The following is a 978-nucleotide window of genomic DNA, read 5'->3' as shown; positions in this document are numbered from 1 at the left end:
TGAGCAGCCTGTCGACGTCCACGTCGTCGGGTCTGAGCACTGCGACCAGCAGCATCACAAGCCTCTCGACCTCGACCTCGTCGGGCTTGAGCACGGCCACCAGCAGCATCTCCAGCCTCTCGACCGGCCTGAGCTCCGCGAACAGCAACGTGAGCAGTCTGTCGACCTCCACCTCGTCGGGCCTGAGCACGGCGACCAGTGGCATCTCGAGCTTGTCCACGGGCCTGAGTTCCACGAACAGCAGTGTCGGCAGCTTGTCGACTTCGACGTCGTCGGGTCTGAGCACGGCGACCAGCGGCATCTCCAGTTTGTCGACTGGCCTGAGTTCCTCGAACAGCAGCGTGAGCAGCTTGTCGACCTCCACGTCGTCCGGGCTGAGCACTGCCACCAGCGGCATCGCGAGCCTCTCGACGGGCCTGAGCTCGACGAACAGCAGTGTCAGCAGCCTGTCGTCTTCGACATCGTCCGGCTTGAGCACCGCCACCAGCGGCATCTCGAGCCTGTCCACGGGTCTGAGCTCGACCAACAGCGGTGTGAGCAGCTTGTCGACTTCCACGTCGTCCGGGTTGAGCACGGCGAACAGCAGAATTGATAGCCTGTCTACGTCGACGTCCAGCGGCCTGAGCACGGCGACGAGCGGCATCTCCAGCCTCTCGACCGGCCTGAGCTCCACGAACAGCAACGTGAGCAGTCTGTCGACCTCCACGTCGTCGGGGCTGAGCACTGCCACCAGCGGCATCGCGAGCCTCTCGACTGGCCTGAGCTCGACGAACAGCAGCGTGAGCAGTCTGTCGACCTCGACGTCGTCGGGCCTAAGCACGGCGACGAGCGGCATCTCCAGCCTGTCTACAAGCCTGAGCTCCACGAACAGCAGCGTGAGCAGCCTGTCGACTTCGACATCGTCGGGCCTGAGCACTGCGACCAGCGGCATCTCCAGCCTCTCGACTGGCTTGAGCTCAACGAATAGCAGCGTCAGTA

At 63.9% G+C, this 978-nt stretch carries 1 protein-coding gene; it reads right to left on the bottom strand.

What is annotated here, in order from left to right; translation table 11 throughout:
- Positions 1–978, bottom strand: a 978-nt coding sequence (locus JC881_RS32755) for a hypothetical protein (protein WP_198789809.1), incomplete at both ends; no start/stop codon positions are given.

It is taken from the genome of Variovorax sp. IB41, assembly GCF_016405905.1.
Taxonomy (GTDB): domain Bacteria; phylum Pseudomonadota; class Gammaproteobacteria; order Burkholderiales; family Burkholderiaceae_C; genus Variovorax.
The sequence above is the reverse complement of the archived record's forward strand: the minus strand, read 5'-3'. Positions and strand labels throughout refer to the sequence as shown.